Annotated in this window: 13 protein-coding genes; 10 read left to right on the plus strand and 3 right to left on the minus strand. The window is 70.4% G+C overall.

Features of this window, described 5'->3' with window-relative positions; translation table 11 throughout:
- Positions 1–70 precede the first annotated feature (70 nt).
- From ACWPN5_RS06695 to ACWPN5_RS06735, 9 genes are all read left to right on the plus strand, one after another.
- The gene (locus ACWPN5_RS06695; RefSeq protein ID WP_014240224.1) at positions 71–925 is read left to right on the plus strand and encodes an ABC transporter ATP-binding protein; all 855 of its coding nucleotides are present in this window, start codon (positions 71–73) and stop codon (positions 923–925) included.
- A gap of 24 nt (positions 926–949) precedes the next feature.
- Positions 950–1,759, plus strand: coding sequence for an ABC transporter permease (locus ACWPN5_RS06700; protein ID WP_145685457.1), 810 nt, complete (start codon positions 950–952; stop codon positions 1,757–1,759).
- A gap of 35 nt (positions 1,760–1,794) precedes the next feature.
- Complete coding sequence (locus ACWPN5_RS06705; RefSeq protein WP_038528212.1) at positions 1,795–2,814, plus strand: ABC transporter substrate-binding protein; 1,020 nt, start codon at positions 1,795–1,797, stop codon at positions 2,812–2,814.
- 121 nt (positions 2,815–2,935) lie between these two features.
- Complete coding sequence (locus ACWPN5_RS06710; RefSeq protein ID WP_145685483.1) at positions 2,936–3,367, plus strand: ArsC/Spx/MgsR family protein; 432 nt, start codon at positions 2,936–2,938, stop codon at positions 3,365–3,367.
- Positions 3,368–3,400: 33 nt separating this feature from the next.
- Entirely contained in the window at positions 3,401–5,506 is a 2,106-nt protein-coding gene (locus ACWPN5_RS06715) for a hybrid sensor histidine kinase/response regulator (RefSeq protein ID WP_145685496.1), read from the plus strand.
- Positions 5,507–5,519: 13 nt separating this feature from the next.
- A complete protein-coding gene (locus ACWPN5_RS06720; RefSeq protein WP_492294944.1) occupies positions 5,520–7,472 on the plus strand; it encodes a response regulator in 1,953 nt (650 codons plus the stop codon).
- Positions 7,473–7,617: 145 nt separating this feature from the next.
- Entirely contained in the window at positions 7,618–10,242 is a 2,625-nt protein-coding gene (locus tag ACWPN5_RS06725) for a hybrid sensor histidine kinase/response regulator (RefSeq protein ID WP_492294946.1), read from the plus strand.
- A 14-nt stretch (positions 10,243–10,256) separates the two neighbouring features.
- Positions 10,257–12,146, plus strand: a complete 1,890-nt coding sequence (locus tag ACWPN5_RS06730) for a response regulator (RefSeq protein ID WP_492294948.1) — start codon at positions 10,257–10,259, stop codon at positions 12,144–12,146.
- Positions 12,147–12,378: 232 nt separating this feature from the next.
- Complete coding sequence (locus ACWPN5_RS06735) at positions 12,379–14,064, plus strand: methyl-accepting chemotaxis protein (protein WP_492294950.1); 1,686 nt, start codon at positions 12,379–12,381, stop codon at positions 14,062–14,064.
- A gap of 18 nt (positions 14,065–14,082) precedes the next feature.
- On the opposite strand, the gene ACWPN5_RS06740 is transcribed toward ACWPN5_RS06735, so the two are convergent.
- Entirely contained in the window at positions 14,083–14,961 is an 879-nt protein-coding gene (locus ACWPN5_RS06740; protein WP_145685573.1) for an alpha/beta hydrolase, read from the minus strand.
- A gap of 76 nt (positions 14,962–15,037) precedes the next feature.
- Positions 15,038–15,682 (minus strand): dienelactone hydrolase family protein, encoded by a 645-nt coding sequence (locus ACWPN5_RS06745; protein WP_145685586.1) that lies wholly within the window; start codon positions 15,680–15,682, stop codon positions 15,038–15,040.
- 155 nt (positions 15,683–15,837) lie between these two features.
- On the opposite strand from ACWPN5_RS06745, the gene ACWPN5_RS06750 reads away from it, so the two are divergent.
- Positions 15,838–16,341, plus strand: coding sequence for a cupin domain-containing protein (locus tag ACWPN5_RS06750; RefSeq protein WP_492294952.1), 504 nt, complete (start codon positions 15,838–15,840; stop codon positions 16,339–16,341).
- Positions 16,342–16,360: 19 nt separating this feature from the next.
- Here ACWPN5_RS06750 and ACWPN5_RS06755 read toward each other — a convergent pair whose 3' ends face one another.
- The gene (locus ACWPN5_RS06755) at positions 16,361–17,827 is read right to left on the minus strand and encodes an FAD/NAD(P)-binding protein (RefSeq protein WP_492294954.1); all 1,467 of its coding nucleotides are present in this window, start codon (positions 17,825–17,827) and stop codon (positions 16,361–16,363) included.
- Positions 17,828–17,881 lie beyond the last annotated feature (54 nt).

The following is a 17,881-nucleotide window of genomic DNA, read 5'->3' on the forward strand; positions in this document are numbered from 1 at the left end:
TGCCCATTGCCGAGGCCGCCTCATTCCGCCAAGATGCCGTGAAAACGACCATCAGGGACGGAACGCATTGATGTCAGACAGCGCCGCCGTGGCGGCCGCCCTGCGGACGGAGGGGGCGGACAAGGCCGCGCTCCGCCTGGACGGCGTGACCTGCACCTTTCCATCGCCCGACGGACGCGGGCAGACCTACACGGCGGTCCAGGGCGTGACCCTGTCGGTCGCCGCGGGGGAGTTCGTGTCCATCGTCGGGCCGACCGGCAGCGGCAAATCCACCATCCTGAACGTCGCGGCGGGGCTTCTCGCCCCCAGCGCCGGACGCGCCCTGACCTTCGGGGAGCCGGTCGACGGCATCAATCCGCACGCCGGCTACATGTTCCAGGCGGACGCGCTGATGCCCTGGAAGTCAGCGCTGGAGAATGTCGCCGCCGGGCTGGAGTTCCGCGGCGTGCCGCGGCGCGAGGCGGAGGAGCGGGCGCGCCCCTGGCTGGCCCGCGTCGGGCTGGACCGCTTCGGCGACCGCTACCCCCACCAGCTTTCCGGCGGCATGCGCAAGCGGGTGGCGCTGGCCCAGACGCTGATCGTCGATCCCAAGATCGTGCTGATGGACGAGCCCTTCTCGGCGCTCGACATCCAGACGCGGCAGCTGATGGAGAACGAGCTGCTCGACCTGTGGTCGGCGGACCGCAAGTCGGTCGTCTTCATCACCCACGACCTGGAGGAGGCCATCTCCATGTCCGACCGGGTTCTGGTGCTGTCCGCCGGCCCCGGCGCCCGGCTGATCGGCGAGTACCGGGTGGATCTGGAGCGCCCGCGCGACGTGGCGGAGATCCGCATGACGCCGCGCTTCCTCGACCTGCACCGGGAGATCTGGGGGCAGCTGCGCGAGGAAGTGCTGAAGGGCTACGCCCAAACCAAACTGAAATGACGTCCAAGCCGACGTGAGGACCCCATGGCCGTGGCCCGTGTGAAACGCCTGCCGAGCCGTCCGGTGATCCTGCTGCTGCAGGTCGCCGTGCTGATCGGATTCTTCCTGATCTGGCACGTCCTGACCGCGACGAAGATCCTGAGCCCCTTCTTCTTCGGCACGCCGCTGGCGGTGCTGGAGCGCACCTGGAGCGACTTCGCGTCCGGGGTGATCTGGTACCACCTGGGCATCACGCTTCTGGAGACCGCGCTGGCCTTCGTCATCGGCACGGTGGCGGGCATCGCCTTCGGATTCTGGTTCGCCCGCGCGCCCTTGGTTTCCATCGTCTTCGACCCCTACATCAAGGCGGTCAACGCGCTGCCCCGCGTGGTGCTGGCGCCGATCTTCGCGCTGTGGCTCGGCCTCGGCATCTGGTCGAAGGTGGCGCTTGGGGTGACGCTGGTCTTCTTCATCGTCTTCTTCAACGTCTACCAGGGCGTGAAGGAGGTCAGCCCGGTCGTGCTCGCCAACGCGAAAATGCTGGGGGCGAGCAACCGGCACCTGTTCCGGCACGTCTATCTGCCGTCCGCCCTGTCCTGGGTCTTTTCCAGCCTGCACACCGCGGTCGGCTTCGCCATGGTCGGCGCGGTGGTGGGCGAGTATCTCGGCTCCGCCGCCGGCCTCGGCTACCGCATCCATCAGGCGGAGGGGGTGTTCGACACGGTCGGCGTCTTCTCCGGCATGCTGGTGCTGACGATCTTCGTCGTGGTGATCGACGCCGTGGTGACCATCATCGAGAAACGCCTTCTGCACTGGCGCCCGCAGGAGGCGCAGACGACCAACGCGCAGGGATGACTGCGCCATATAGAAAGAAACTTGGGAGGGAAGCCATGCGTATGAAAAGCGTGATCGCCGCCGCGGCGGTGGTCCTGGCCTTCGGCATCGGCGGGGCGAACGCCCAGCAGGTCGAGAAGAAGGACCTGAAGCTGGCGGTCGGCGGCAAGCCGCTGCTCTATTACCTGCCGCTGACGGTGGCGGAGCGGCTCGGCTACTTCAAGGAGGCCGGGCTGAACGTCGAGATCAACGACTTCGGCGGCGGCGCCAAGAGCCTCCAGGCGCTGGTCGGCGGCTCGGCGGACATCGTGACGGGCGCCTTCGACCACACGGTGCAAATGCAGGCCAAGGGCCAGCCGATCACCGCCGTCGCCCTGCTGGGCCGTTATCCGGGCATCGTTCTGGCCGCGGTCAACAAGGCCGGCACGATCAAGTCGATCAAGGAGCTGAAGGGCAAGAAGATCGGCGTGACCGCCCCCGGCTCCTCGACCAACTTCATGGTCAACTACCTGCTGACCCAGCACGGCATGACGCCGGAGGATGTGTCCTTCATCGGCGTCGGCGGCGGCCCCAGCGCGGTGGCCGCGGTGAAACGCGGCGAGATCGACGCCATCGCCAACCTCGACCCGGTGATCAGCCAGCTCGAAGCTGACGGCGACGTCACCACCATCGCCGACACCCGGACGGAGAAGGGCACGCTGGACACCTACGGCGGGCCGTACCCGGCGGCGGTGCTCTACACCACGCCGGCCTTCATCAAGGAGAACCCGAAGACCACCCAGGCGCTGGTCGACGTCTTCGTGCGGACGCTGAAGTGGCTGGATCAGGCGAAGACCGAGGACGTCCTGAAGGTTCTGCCGCCGGAATACTTCCTCGGCAACCAGACGCTCTACGCCCAAGCCTTCGAGCATTCGAAGCCGACCTACTCGCCCGACGGCCGCTTCTCCCAGGAGGGGGCGGAGGCCGCCTACAAGGTGCTGAAGGCCTTCGACAAGGCGGTGGCGGCAACGGACATCGACCTGTCCAAGACCTACACGAACGCCTACGTCGAGGACTCACTGAAGCGCATCAAGTGATTGGCGAACAGCCAAGCCGCTCGACAATCCGGGGGTGCGACATTCCGTCACCGGCACCCCCGGTCCCCGCGCCGCTAGACTGGACTTAATTCGTCCTGTTTCGATGCGGAGCACCAACCCCATGACGGAAGTGATCTTTTACGGTCTGTCCGGCTGCACGGCGAACGCCAAGCAGAAGCTTCAACTCCAGGCCGCCGGCCACACGCTGGTGGAGCGCGATCTGGCCGCCGAGCCCCTCACCGCCGAAACCCTGCGCCCCTTCTTCGAGGACCGTCCGGTCGAGGACTGGTTCAACCGCCGCGCCGCCGCCGTGAAGACCGGCGCCATGAAGCCCGACGAGCTCGACGAGGAGTCGGCGCTGGCCGCCCTGCTGGCCGACCGCGACCTGATCCGCCGCCCGCTTCTCCAGGTCGGGGCGGAGCGCAAGGCCGGATTCGACCCCAACACGCTGCACGCCTGGATCGGCCTGACCGCGTCCGGCGAAAGCTGCGACGACAAGCATTCGCGCGGCGTCTGCGACCACGGACACCACCATTTCCCGAAGCAGGGCTGAGCGCGGAATCAACTGGCGGGGGGACCGGGGGGAATGGTTGAATGCCGGGCTATGGACCGGCCCGACCAAGAGCTTGCGGAACTCCTCGACACCCTGGGCGCGCGGCTCTCCGCCGTGCCGCCCGGTTCGCTGACGCATCTGCGGGAGCCGTTGCGGGCGCTGCGCGACCGGCTCGACGCCGTCGTGGAGAGCCCGGCGAGCCATCATCCGGGCGAGGGCGAGGCCCATTTCCGTGCGCTGCTGTCCGACGCCATCGGTTGCGTGTCCGAAGGCTTCGTGCTGTTCGGCGCCGACGGGCGGCTGGTGCTGTGCAACGACCGCTACCGCGCCGCCTACCCGCTGCTGTCCGACCATCTGGTTCCCGGCGTCCGCTTCGCCGACCTGCTGCGGGTCGCGGTGGAGCGGGGGGCGGCCGGCGACGATCTCGGCGACCCGTCCGACTGGATCGCCGAGCGGCTGAACCGCCACACCCGCAGCGGGCCGCCGAGCGACCACCAGCTCGGTGACGGGCGCTGGTACCGCATCAGCGAGCACGCCACGCGATTCGGCGGCGTGGTCAAGATCCTCACCGACATCACCGCGCTGAAGCGCCACGAGGAGGCGCTGGCCGACAGCGAGGCGCGCTACCGCCGGCTGGTCGAAATGGCGCCCTACGGCATCCTGATCTGGGACGGGCTGCGGCTGCGCTTCACCAACCGCTCCGCCGCGCTGATCCTGGGCAGCGGCGATCCCGACGCCATGCTGCGCATCCCGCTGGTCGAGGCGACGGAGTTCGACGGGGTGCAGCGCCTGTTCGACTGGCTGCCCCCGCCCGGCAGCGGTCTGGAAGCCCCGCCGCCGGTCGAGGCCCGCTTCGTCACCGCGCAGGGGGCCTTGCGCGAGCTGGAGGTCGGCATCCACCCCTTCGCGGTCGAGGGAGAGGCGGCGTGGTTCCTCGTCCTCATCGACATCACCGGGCGCAAGCAGGCGGAACGCGCCATCCAGCAGGCGCAGAAGATGCAGGCCATCGGCCAGCTGGCCGGAGGCATCGCCCACGAGTTCAACAACATGCTGACGGCCATTGGCGGATTCGCCCAGATGGCCCGCCGCGCCCCGCAGGACCGCCCGCGGGTCGAGCAGTGCCTGACCGAGATCGTCAAGGCGACCGACCGGGCCTCCGGCTTGACCGCCCAGCTTCTCAGCTTCGGGCGGCCCGGCCAGACCGACGCTGCGCGTCCCGTGCGCGTCGGTGCGGTGATCGACGACTTGCGCCGCTTCCTCGGCCCGACACTCGGCGAGCGCCACCCGTTGCGGGTCGGCGGCGCGGGCGGTGGGACGCTGGTGACCATCGATCCGGCTCTGCTGCACCAATCGCTGCTCAACCTCGTGCTCAACGCCCGCGACGCCATGCCGGAGGGTGGGCCGATCACCATCGTGGTGGAGCGGACGGACGATCTCGGAGTCACCATCACCGTTGCCGACACCGGTTGTGGCATCGACCCGGCGGTGATCGACCGCATCTTCGAACCCTTCTTCACCACCAAGGAACCGGGGGCCGGGACCGGGCTGGGGCTGGCGCTCGTCTATTCCACGGTCGCGCGGGCCGGCGGCGACGTCGAGGTGGACACGGAGCTGGGGCGCGGCACCGTCTTCACGCTCCGCTTGCCGACGGAGGACGTCGCAGAACCGCAGGACGCGGACGCCCCTGGCCTGGACGACGCGTTCCTCCTCGACGCGGCGGACGACGAGATGGAGGGGCTGTCGATGGCCGCCACCGTCCTGCTCGTCGAGGACGAGACGCAGGTGCGCGACTTCATCCGCTTGACGCTGGAGGACATGGGCATGCGGGTGGTCTGCGCCGCCGACGGCACCGAGGCTCTCCGCGCCTACGCCGACCATGGCGGGGCCTTCGACCTGCTGGTGACCGACCTCGTGATGCCGCAGCTCGGCGGGGCGTCTGTGGCGCGCGCGCTGCGCCGGGAGAATCCGGACCTGCCCACCGTCCTGATGTCCGGCTACCCGCCGGAGACGGAAAGCCTGGACGACCTGCTGGCTGATCCGCTGGCGGACCCTCTGATCGACCGGTGCCGCACCGTCTTCCTGCGCAAGCCGATCAACCCGGACGAGCTGGCCGACACGATCCACGCGCTGCTGATCTGATGGCGGGGCATCGATGAGCGCCGTTCCGCCGTCCTCCACCCTCTCGACCGACGGCATTCCCATCGGCGTCTACGACGTCGACGCGCTTCTCGGCGAACTGAGCGGCGACGCGCCGACGGAGTCGCCGGAGGCCGCCGTCTGCGTCCGCGTCGAGGAGATCTTCGCCCCCGCCGCGCGATTCCTGATCGCGGAGGAGCTGGCGGAGTTCCTGGAGGCGCGCGGCATCACGCCCACCGAGTTCCTGCACAAGGTCGAGCCGCAGCGTTCCTTCCTCGACTGGCCGCGGCGCGCCCAGGTGCTGGAGCGGGTGGCCCAGCGGCAGGCGCGCCCCGGACGCCGCTCCCCCGCCATGCGGCTGGAGGAGCTGAAGCGGCTGGAGCAGGAGGTGCTGGCCGTCACCGCCCGGCGCGCCCACAGCGGCACCGCCCTGTCCATCGACGCCAAGCAGTTCGCCGTCACCGTGGCCCAGACCATGGCGCGGACGCCGGGCTTCGCCGGTCGCCACACCATTGACTGCTGGCTGTCCGCCTGGCTGGGGGAGGGGCGCAACCACGAGCTTCGGCTGGTGCGAATCCTGTCGCTCGACGGGGACGGCCTGTCCGGCGAGGGCATCGCCATCCTCGACCAGATCGTCGGGGAGATGCTGGCCAACGGTCTGGTGGTCGAGGCGCTGTTCGGCTGGGCGGACGGGCTGCGCGGCGTGCTCGACGCCATGGCGATGGTCTGGCGGGGCGAGGCGCCGTCCCACCCCGACGCCCCGGCGGTCCTGCACCGCCTGTCCGCCTTCGTCGCCCGCCATCAGGCGCGCGCCGCCCGGCTGGGGCTGGAGGCCGGGGTTCACCACGCCCTGCTCGGCGACGCCCCGCTGTCCGGCACCAAGGCGGAGCCGAACAGCGTCGCGGCGGTGCTGGATGAGCTGTCGGCGATCAGCCTGCTGTCCTCCCGCTTGGCGGTGATGGGCGGGGTAATCGGCGGCGAGCGCACGACCCGGCTGATCGATCGGCGGGTGGCGCTGCTGCTGTCCGGCGCGCGGCTGGAGGCGGTGCTGCACGCCAAGAGCCATTACGCCCGCATCGTCGACCTGCTGGCCTTCGAGGGGGCAGTGTCGGGGGAGCGCAGCCGGCGCATGATCGTCGCCCATCTGCGCCGCCATCTCGAGGCCCGCGACTTCACCCAGCGCCTGTTCGAGACGGCCCGCACGCCGCGCGCCCGAATCAAGGCGCTGGCCGACCTGCAACGGCGCGTGGCGCGCTCCACCCTGCCGGACGGCCTGCGCGAGCGCTACGTCCGCATGCTCGACGAGATCCAGAACACCTTCCTGCGCACCAACAAGGTCTTCGCCCGCATCGCCAAGGACCGCCCGCCCAACGTCGACGAGGTCATGGAGTTCGCCAGCCTGCTCGCCGAGGGCGCCTTCACCGAGGGGAAATGCGTGGCGGCGGCGCGCGAGCTGGTCGGGCACCATGTCCGCTCCACCGCCTTCCTGCGCGGCTACCTCGCCCGCTGCAAGGATGCGACGGAGCAGCGGGCGGAGCGCTTCGCCCAGTTCTTCGCCACGCTGGCCGACGCCGGCCTGCCGATGCGCGCCATGAACACGCTGCGCGTCCTGCTGGCCGACGACGAGCCGGCGGCGCGCGGCTACGTCGAGATGATCCTGCGCGACCTCGGCATCACCGAGCTGACCATCGCCCAGGACGGGCGCGAGGCGCTGACCCGCTTCGAGGAGCGGCAGGGCGCCTTCGACCTCATCGTCTGCGACTGGAAGATGCCGCGCCTGTCCGGGCTGGAGTTCCTGAAGCTGGTCCGCGCCGTGCGTCCGGACATGCCCTTCCTGATGGTCACCGCGCTCGCCACCATCATCGCCGTGGAGGAGGCGATGGCCCACGACGTCACCGCCTACATCGCCAAGCCGTTCTCTCCCGAACAGCTCGAGGAGAAGATCCTGGTTCTGGTGAACCGGCGCTGAGCGGTGGAAATCGTATGCTCACGGTAGAATCCGTTCGTACGAAGGCGAACAGCGAAACCGGCTGTTAACGGCTCCCCACCTATTACGGGTCTATGCGCGTCGCGCCTTGCGCGATGGTACACCCATGACGATGGAGCGGGGCTCCGTGGATCTTTCCGGCCGGGGCCCGCTGCCCCCCACCGACACCGACCGCGACGTCCGTGCCGCCCGGCCGGCCGGGGACGCCGCGCCGCGCCGCGGGCCGGCCGGGCTGACCGACCTGCTGTTCCTCATGCTCGGCGCCGCCGGCCTGCTGGCCGTGATGATGCCGGAGGAGGGGCGCGACCGGCTGATGCTGCCGCTTGGCGTGATGACGCTGGCGATGGCGGCGCTGGCCGTGCTGTCGGTGCGCCGCGCCCGCGCCGCGGCGGCCGCCCTGGACCGCTCCGCCCGCCTGCTGCGCGCCGCCAACGAGGAATTGGCCGGCAGCCGCCAGCGCTTCCGCGATTTCGCCGAGGCCGCGTCCGACTGGTTTTGGGAAAGCGCCGCCGACCACCGCTACACCTACGTGTCCGAACGGCTGCCGGAGATTCTCGGCGGCGACCCGGCGCCGGTGTTCGGCGATTCGCTGCTCGACCTCGGCGCTCTGGTCGAGGACACCGACACCTGGCTGGACCATCTGGCCGACATCGAGGCCGGGCGGGCCTTCCGCGACCTGGAGGTCACGCTGCGCGACGGGGCGGGCGACACCCGCGTCTTCCGCATCAGCGCCCAGCCCTTCACCGACGCGGACGGGCGGTTCGCCGGCTACCGCGGCACCGGCATCGAGACGACCGCCGAGACGCTGGCCCTGGTCGAGGCGCGCTTCATGCAGTCGGTGGTGCACGACGCGCTGTCCAGCATCTCCGAGGGCTTCGTGCTGTTCAGCCCGGACGACCGCCTGATCTTCTGCAACGAGCGTTACCGCAGCGCCTACCCGAACCTCGCCGACGTGCTGGTGCCCGGCACCGCCTTCAAGGACATCCTGCGCGCCGCCGCCGAACGCGGTGGCTATGAGGGCGACGACCGCGAGATGGCCGACTGGATCGCCGAGCGGATGAAGCGCCACCTGCTGCACACCGATCCGGTGGACGGCCGCCTGTCCGACGGGCGCTGGTACCGCATCAGCGAGCACGCCACCGGCTCCGGCGGCATCGTGAAGATCCTGATGGACATCACCGAGTTGAAGCGGCGCGAGGAGCAGCTCGCCGGCCAGACCGAGCGGCTGGAGGCCACCGTCAGCGCGCTCAGCGAGAGCGAGAAGCGCTATCGCCAACTGGTCGAGCTGGCGCCTTACGGTATCGTCATCTGGGACCGCCGGGCCATCCGCTTCGGCAACGCCGCCGCGGCGTCCATCCTGGGGGTGGGCGGCAGCGGCGGGCTGGAGGGGGTGGACCTCAACCGCTTCATCGTCGAGGCGGAGACCGTGACGACGCGGCTCGGGATGGGAGCGGAGGGCGACCACCAGCGCGTGGAATGCGCGATCGCCCGCCCGTCGGGCGAGCAGCGCCATGTGGAAATCGGCGCCTTCCCAGCGGTCTATCAGCGGGAGGCGGCGGTTCTCCTGGTGCTGAACGACGTGACCGAGCGCCGCCGCGCCGAAGCGGAGCTGCAGAAATCGCAGAAGATGGAGGCGGTGGGCCGCATGGCCGGCGGCATCGCCCACGAGTTCAACAACATGCTGACCGCCATCGGCGGATTCGCCCGGCTGGCCGAACGGGCGCCGGATGACCCGGCGCGCGTCACCACCTGCGTGCGGGAGATCGCCAAAGCCTCCGATAGGGCCGCCGCGCTGACCGCCCAGCTTCTCGACTTCTCGCGCCGTCGCCCGTCCGACGAGACGGAGGTGGTGGCGCTGGCGCCGCTGGTGCGCGACCTGAAGGTCTTCCTGAAGCCGCTGATGAGCGCCGGCATCGACCTGGACATCCGCATCGGCGACGGGGACGCCCACGCCGTCGCAAACCCGGTGATGCTGAACCAGGCGATCCTGAACCTCGCCCTCAACGCGCGCGACGCCATGCCGGACGGCGGGCGGCTGACCATCGCGCTGGACAGCGCCCTGCCGGACGCCGGCTTCTTCGGGCGGCACGGTGCGCTGGCGCACGGGCGCTACGCCGTGATCCGGGTCGTCGACGAGGGTTGCGGCGTGCCGGAGGCGGTGCGCGACCGCATCTGGGAACCCTTCTTCACCACCAAGGAGCCGGGCAAGGGCACCGGGCTCGGCCTGTGGATGGTCTACGGCACCGCCCAGCAGGCCGGCGGGGCCGTGGAGATGGAGGCCGGGCCGGACGGGCGCGGCAGCGTCTTCTCCATCCATCTGCCCGCGGTTCCCGCTCCCGCTCCGGCCGGCTCGCTGGCGGACGGGCTGGGGCTGGGCGAGGACGAGGGGGCCGCCATCCTGCTGGTGGACGACGAGGAGGCCGTCCGCACCTACGTCCGGCTGGCGCTGGAGGAGGCCGGCTGCACGGTGACCGAGGCGGCGGATGGGCTGGACGCGCTGGAGCGCTGGGACGAATGCGGCGGGCTGTTCGACGCCGTGGTTTCCGACATGTCCATGCCGCGGATGAACGGGCTGGAGCTGAGCCGCGCCCTGGCGGAGCGCAACCCCGACCTGCGCATCCTCTTCCTGACGGGTTACGCGTCCCATGAAACGGCGGCGGACATGACGGCACAGCCCGGCCGCCGGATCGTCATGAAGCCAGTGGCCCCGGACCGCCTGATCGAGGCGGTGCGCGGGCTGCTGGCCGAATGAGACGGGGTTAGGGCATGGCATCGGACCAGAGCATCGCGGACGGCCGGGATAGCGGTCGTGACCTGGACACGGATGGCGGGAGCGACACCGCCGTCTGCCGGACCCCGGAGGACTTCTACGCCCCGCAGGGCCGCGACAGCATCGGCCGGCATTGCCAGCGCTACTTCGACGAGAACGCGCTGACGCCGACCGAGCTTCTGCACTCCCCCCGCCACCAGCAGAGCCTGTCCAACATCCCGACCTTCGTCGCCATCCTGCAGCAGGCGGAACGGGCCATGGACCGCAAGGGCGCGCTGACCGCCCTGGTCAACGAGGTCGCCCGGCTGACCCGCGAGCGGCTGAAGGACGCCCAGCCGCCGGACCTGACTCCGGCCACCTACGCCGCCACGGCGGAGCGGCTGATCGCCGCCCGCGACGCCTTCACCGGGCGCTTCATGGTCGATGCGGCGCTGACCACGCATCTGTACCAGGGCCGCAGCTTCGCCGAGAAGGCGCGGCTCCTGCTGGAACTGGCGGACGGCCTGGAGGACGCCGACGCGCTGGCGCCGCTCGACCGGCTGCTCGGCGAGATCCTGCGCAGCGACACCGGCACCGCCTCCTGCTCCCTGGACGCGCCGTTCGTGGACCGGGTGGACATGATCGTGACGCTGATCGCCGGGGACAAGCCGCTGTCCGAAGAGGCGCCGCCGGTCTTCCGGAGTCTCGAGACACTGGTCCGCCGCACCGCCATGCCGGTGCTGAGCGACAGCCTGATCGTCGCGCTGCGCCGCGAATTGTCGAAGCCCGACCGCTTCACCATCACCAGCGCTGGCGACCTGTTCGGGGTGGAGGCGGTGCAGCGCGAGATCATGGCGCTGAGCCAGGTGTCGCAGCGGCTGCGCACGAGGGAGGGGTATTTCGGCGGCGCCCGGACGGAGGCGGCGCTCCAGCGGCGCAGCGCGCTGCTCGTCAACGAGGACACGCTGCCCGAGATCACCAAGGGGCGGACGCTGATGCAGAAGCTCCGCATCCTGTTCGTCCTGCAGAGGATGCCGCTGTCGCCGAGCGCCGAGCGGGCGGTGAACGGCTATCTGACGCAGTTCTTCGACGGGCGGGATTTCGCCGGGCGCCTGCTCGACTGCTGGAAGGAGAAAACCGAGAAGCTGAAGGGGCTGGCCGAGGTGCAGAAGCTCGTGCTCGACAGCGCCTTCGCCGAGGACGCCCGAGAGCACATGGCCGGGCAGATCGACGAGATCCAGAACGCCTTCATCCGCACCCAGCGCCTGCTGAGCCCCCTGCAGGGCAAGGACGAGCCGAACCCCGACACGGTGCTGGAGATGGTGCGGATGGCCGGCGACGGCGCTTTCTGCCGCGGCAAGAGCCGGGCGGCGGTTGCCAAGGCGCTGTACCGGCAGGTGCACCGGCCGCGCTTCGTGCGCTCCTTCCTGTTGGGCGCCACGGGCGGCAAGGAGCGTTCGGCCCGCGCCTCCTGGATGCGCGGGGCCCTGGGGGTGATCGGCGTGCCCTTCATCGACCTCGGCGCCATCCGCGTGCTGGTCGTCGACGACGAGGACGGGCCACGGCATTTCGTCGAGTCGGTGCTGCGCGACCTCGGCATCGGCCACATCGACACGGCGGCGGACGGGCAGGAGGCGCTGCTCCGGCTGGCCGGGGACGGGGCGTATGACCTGATCGTCTGCGACTGGATGATGCCCAAGGCCAGCGGCCTCGACGTGCTGCGCCGGGTGCGCGAGGTGCGGCGCGACCTGCCCTTCCTGATGGTGACGGCGCTCGCCACGCTGAAGGCGGTGGAGCGGGCTCTGGCCCACAACGTCAGCGCCTACATCGCCAAGCCCTTCACCCCGGAGCAGCTCGAGGAAAAGGTCTTTCTCGTCCTGACCCAAAAATCGGCCCCCGGCGCGTGAGCGGAGCAACCAAAGCTGGTTGCGGCATTCTTTTATGTCTCCTGTGGGTTATCAATTTCCAGGCGCGAGCGTCAAAACAATCTCGATGGTTGTTCTGAAGTTGTTTGAATTTCTTTGAGGAGAATTGAGTAAAACTATTAACAAATGAGTCACGATTGCTTCGATAGCATTCCGGCAAAGGAACGGCCCGCGCGCCACCGCCCGTTGGCGCGGATTTGTCGGAAGGGTTGTCATGTTCGATAATGTGTCCATCCGCTCGAAGCTGTGGGGGTTGGTGGCGCTGGCGAGCGTCGCTTCGGCGGCCATCGTCGGCGCCGGCCTCTGGCTGAATTACCAGCGCATGCACGCGGACCGCGTCCAGTCCCTGCGCTTCATGGTGGAGGCGGCGCACAGCATGGCCGCCGCCTACGAGGCGGAGGCCGCCGCCGGGCAGATCACCCGGGAAGAGGCGCAGACCCGCTTCAAGCGGTCGCTCCTCGCCATGCGCTACGGCGGGCAGGAGTATCTGTTCGCGATCACGCTGGACGGCTTCGGCTTCGCCCATCCCAGCCCGAAGCTGATGGGGCAGGACGTCTCCGGCGTGAAGGACACCAAGGGGGCGCCGATCCTGATGGACATGGCGCGCATCGCCAAGGCCTCGGGCGAGGGCACCTACGGATATTTCTGGAACGTCGCCCCGAACAGCGACGAGACGGCGGCGAAGCTGTCCTACATCAAGACCTTCCAGCCCTGGGGCATCTACATCGGGACGGGCGTCTTCATCGACGACATCCGCAGCGCCTTCCTGAGCACGCTGTGGACCGTTCTGGCGGTGGCCGGTCTTCTGGCCGTGCCGGCGGTCGGCCTGATCGCGCTGGTCGGGGTGCGGCTCAGCGCCACGATCCGCAGCCTCAGCGTCCGTATGCACGCCCTGGCGGACGGCGATCTTTCGGTCGCCTTTCCCGAGGCGAACCGCCGCGACGAGATCGGCGCCATGGCGGGCGCCGCCCGCGTTTTCCTGGGCAACGCCGCGGAGAAGAAGCGCCTGGAGGCCGATCAGGCCGCCGCGCTGCACCGCTCCGAGGAGGACAAGCGCCGCACTCTCGCCAGCCTTGCCGAGCGCTTCGAGCGGAGCGTCGGCGAGGTGATGAAGTCGGTGTCGCACGAAACCGAGGCGATGGAGCGCGAGGCCCAAGAGATGACCCGCGCCGCCGGGCAGACCGACCGGCTGGCCGGCGCCGTGGCGTCGGCGACGGAGCAGACCTCGGCCAACGTGCAGACGGTCGCGGTGGCGACGGAACAGCTGTCGGGCTCGGTGGGGGAGATCAGCCGGCGGGTCGCCGACGCCTCGCGGATCGCGCGCGAGGCCGTCAGCGCGTCGGAGCGCGCCACCGGCAAGGTGACCGGGCTGGCCGAGGCGGTCGGGCGGATCGGCACCGTGGTCAGCCTGATCAACGACATCGCGGCGCAAACCAACCTGCTGGCGCTCAACGCGACCATCGAGGCGGCACGGGCCGGCGAGGCCGGCAAGGGCTTCGCGGTGGTCGCCGGCGAGGTGAAGAGCCTCGCCAGCCAGACCGCCAAGGCGACCGAGGAGATCGCTGCCCAGGTCGCCGGCGTCCAGTCCGCCACCGGCGAGGCGGTGGAGGAGATCGGCGGGGTGGCGCGGGTGATCGAACAGGTGAACGGGATCGCCACGATCATCGCGTCGGCGGTGGAGGAGCAGGGGGCGGCGACCCAGGCCATCAGCCGCAACGTGCAGCAGGCCGCCGAGGTCACGCGCGACGTGGCGCGGGACATCTCGGGCGTGACGGCCGCCGCCGGGCAGTGCGGGAGGATGGCCTACGCCGTGCTGGAGGCGTCCCGGCAACTGGCCCAGCAGTCGGAGTCCCTGAACGGCGAGATCGGCGGCTTCCTGGGTACCCTGCGCACCCAGTGACCGGGGGGCGCCGGGTTTTCAGTCGGCGGCGGCGCGGATGCCCGAATCCGGAGCCGCCGTCTTTGGAGTTGCCGGCTTCGGAGCCGTCTTCTCCTGCGCCGGCTTTCCCAGGACGGTCGTCTCCACCCAGCCCGCGACGTGGCGGGCGACCGCTTCCCAGCCGGGTTCGAGCATCATGCTGTGCCCCATCTCCGGGAAGAACACCGGCTCCGTCCGGAAGGCGCGGGCGGTGGCCTCGACCTGGTCCTTGGGGATCAGCCGGTCCTCCTCCGCGCCCAGAACGGCCACGCGGGCGCCGCGGGCCGGCAGCAGCGGGAAGGGAATCCAGCCGCCGATGTCGAGAAGCACGCGCTGCGATTCCTCCTGCATCAGCGGCTCGTAGCGCTTGGCCAGCTCCAGCGGCACCCGGTCGGAGAACATGGCGCGGCGCACCGCCTCCGCCTCGATGCCGTTGGCGAAGGTCATCAGCCTGCCCATCTGCTGGAACACGTAGGGATCGCTCCAGGCCAGCCGCAACGAGGATTCCAGAAGGCCGTGCGGCGGGGCGGAGGCCATCAGGACCGCCCCCGGGAAGCGCCGGCGGGCCAGGGCCCGCTGGACCACCATGCCGCCCATGGAATGGCCGATCAGCACCGGCGGCGTCGAACAGGACTCCACCGCGCTCAGAACATCATCCACATAGTCGGCGATGCCGAAGCTGTTCAGCCGCTCCCGCCCCGCGCTGGCGCCATGGCCGCGCAGGGACACGGCGTGGGCCTCCCACCCCTGCTCGGCGAACCAGGGCAGGAAATGCTCGTCCCAGATCCAGCCGGCGCAGAAGGCGCCATGGACGAACAGCAGGGGCACGGGCTTGGCCGGTCCGGCAGGGCGGCGGCTGAGGATTTCAAGCTTGGGCATGGGCGGTCCGGTCCGGATGCTGCGGTGCGGGAGAAAACCAGAGGTAGCCTCTCCCGGTTCCGCTGTCGACCCACGCTCAGCCGTTGGCAGCCTTGAGGAGATGGGTGGTGAACCAGGAGCGCGCAGAATCGGCCACTTGATCCAGCTTGCCGGTCTCCTCGAACAGGCGACCGGCCCCCGGCACCACCTCCAGCGCCTTGGTGCAGTGCAGCCGGGCGAAGGCGTCGTTGTTGAGGTCCAGCGCCGGGGCGTCCTTGCCGCCGACCACCAGCAGGGTGGGGGCGGCGACGGCGTTCAGCCATTCCTCCGCCAGATCGGGACGCCCGCCGCGGCAGACCACGGCGCCGATCCCGTCATGCTCCGCGGCGCGCCCCGCCGCGATCAGCGCCGACGCCGCCCCCGACCCGGCACCGAAGAAGCCGATGGGCTTGCGCTCGACCGCGGTGGCGGCGCGCAGGTGGCGGACGGCCAGCAGCAGCCGTTCGGATTGGCGGTGGACGTCGAACTGGTTGGCCGGGTCGGCCTTTTCCCCCTCGGTCAGCAGGTCCATCAGCAGCGTGGCGAATCCGGCCTCGCGCAGGCGGGCGGCGACGCGGACGTTGCGCGGGCTCGTCCGCCCGCTGGATGTGCCGTGGGCGAAGATCACCACCGCCGCGAAACCGGCCGGTGCCCCGAATTGCCCCGCAAGACCGAGCGGTGGAATGTAGAGCGTCGTCTCCATGCGCCTTTCCCCCTTTCGTTGGGCCTTGCCCCGATGAGGTGCCTGGCCGGTGGCTCAACAGGCCGGATGGTCGGTCCGTGCCCGATGGCCTACAGTGACGATCCCGGACCGAATCCAGAGATCGGTATCGGTCCCCGGTGAAGGGAGACCCACCTTTGTCAGACAAGCCCCCCGCCACTGTCCCGCCCGTCGTCCCACCCGCTGCACCTGTCCTCGACCCCGCCGCCGTCGGGGCGAAGCTCGGCGCCACCGGCTACCCGGAGCCGTTCCGCGCGGCGGTCGCCGGCCGCCTGCGCAAGCGGCTGGGCAACCCGCTGGGGATCACCAACTTCGGCGTGAACCTGACCCGGCTGGAGCCGGGCGCCGCTTCGGCCCTGCGGCACTGGCACACCCGCCAGGACGAGTTCGTCTATGTGCTGGACGGCGAGCTGACCCTGGTCACCGACGCCGGCGAGACGGTTCTGCGTCCCGGCATGTGCGCCGGCTTCCCGGCCGGCAAGCCCGACGGACACCAGCTCGTCAACCGCTCCGACGAGCCGGCCACCTATCTGGAGGTCGGCGACCGCAGCGCGGGGGACGAGGCGCATTACCCGGACGAGGATCTGCGCTACGACAGCGCGACGGACCTCTTCACGCACCGCGACGGCACCCCCTGGTGAGCGGGCGGCTCCCATCCGGTCAGGGCACCGCCCGCGCGCCGAGAAACGCCGGCTCCGCCAGTGGATAGGCGGATCGCCGCAGCCGGGCGATGTGTCCTGCGGCCCGGGCGCATTGGCTGCGCAGTTCGGGCACCGCGGTCATCTCCCAGAAGGGCGGCCGGCTGACCGGGCCGAGCGCGAACAGCCGGTCCGACGCCCGCCCGTCCTCGCCGATCAGGGCGCCGTCCGCCGTGACGTCCAGCCCCAGCCGCAGCGGGTCGGGCCGCGCCAGACCGCGCGTCAGCAGCGCCTTGACCAGCGGATGGCCGATCCGGCCGAAATCGCACTCGGTGCCGGTGGCGTTGACGATGGCTCCCACCGTCCGGGTCCAGACGGTGCCCTCCGCCCCGCGGGCGCGCACGGTCGCCTCCACCCCGTTCGGCACCAGAGCCAATGTCTGCAGGCGGCCGGCGCGGATGGCCAGCCGGCCGTTCGCGCAGAGCGCGGCGATGCGGGCGGCCACCTCCGGCGCGATGCGGTGGCGATGGACCTCCCAATAGGGACGGACATGGCGCAGGAAGCGTCGCCGCTCCTCGATCGGCAGATGGCTCCAGATCAGGTGGTGGTAGGGGCGCAGCGCGTCGAAGGCCGACCGCCAGTCGAATCCCGTCTCCCGCGCGCGGCGGATGTCGGCTTTCAGGGCAATCATCACGTCCAGGACGGTGCGCGGCATCACCTGCGGGTGGATGAAGCTCTTGAAGGGCCGCGTCTCCTCGTGCGTCTGGGGCAGCAGGCCGCGGCGCGACAAAGCGAGGATCGGGCCGCGGTGCCCCTGGTCCTCCAGCGACAGGACGGTGTCCACCATGGTCAGCCCGGTGCCGAGGATCAGCACGGGTGCGTCGGGGGCGATCGTGGCCAGCGCCGGCCAGTCCCAGGGCGAGCCCACGTAGCGGCTGGAGGCATAGACCTCCGGCGCCCGGACCGGCGGCGGCGAGGGGGGGAAGTTGCCGACGCAGAGGACCGCCGTGTCCACCGACAGGCTGGTGCCGTTGCCCAGCCGCAGCCGGGTGCCCCGGGCGTCCGACGCGACGTCCACCGCCTCCGCCTGCGACACGGTGAGCGAGACGTGGGGCGGGGCGGCCGCCACGGCTTCGCGCAGGACGTCCTGGATGTAGGCGCCGTAGCGGGCACGGGAAACGAAGGCGTGGCCGCTGGGCGGAACCGCGCCATTGCCGCTGTCGTGTGCCTCGCCGTCCTGGGCCCACAGCCAGCGCAGGAAATGCCGCGGATCGTCCGGATAGGCGCTCATGTTGTAGGCGCGCACGTTCAGCAGATGCGCGGCGTTGGGGGTGGAGTAGGCGAGCCCGGCGCCGACGCTGGGCGTGCGTTCGATCAGGTGCAGGCTGGTCGGCTCATCGGCGGAGCGCAACAGATGCGCGGCAAGGACGCTGCCGGTGAAGCCGGCCCCGATGATGGCGATGCGGCGTTTCGAAGGGCGTGCTGACAACGTCGTCGCTCCTCTGCTCTGGCCGTGCGAAGGGGGCGGTGATCCGGTGCCGTG

The sequence above is a fragment of the Azospirillum sp. UENF 211521 genome (genome assembly GCF_058780535.1).